This window comes from Campylobacter sp. LR264d, from assembly GCF_008633895.1.
Taxonomy (GTDB): Bacteria; Campylobacterota; Campylobacteria; order Campylobacterales; family Campylobacteraceae; genus Campylobacter_D.
This window is the reverse complement of sequence record NZ_VJNT01000025.1, coordinates 1-257: the sequence shown is the minus strand read 5'-3', so window position 1 is coordinate 257 and position 257 is coordinate 1. Positions and strand designations below refer to the sequence as shown.

The 257-nt window shown below is 24.5% G+C and carries 1 protein-coding gene; it reads right to left on the bottom strand.

All coding sequences use genetic code 11. The features are described 5' to 3' along the window. The coding region (locus FMM56_RS09410) for a hypothetical protein (RefSeq protein ID WP_223811476.1) at positions 1-257 on the bottom strand (257 nt) is incomplete at both ends.

The following is a 257-nucleotide window of genomic DNA, read 5'->3' as shown; positions in this document are numbered from 1 at the left end:
ACCCAGGCCCAGGTTGAAGGAAGTTCAAAGGGTAGATTATTGTCATTTGAATTTAAAATTTCTATTTCTTTTAATCTTGAAAGTTCTTTTTTTAAGTTTGAAATTTTAGTTTTTAACTTTGCTTTTGTAATCTTATCTTTTTGAGTTTTAAGTTCGTTTTCTAAATTTTTTAAGTCTTTGTTTAAAATTTTCTTTTTATTTTGAATTTCTTTGTTATAAGCTTTTATCTCATCAAAGGCATTTAACTTTGGATTAGC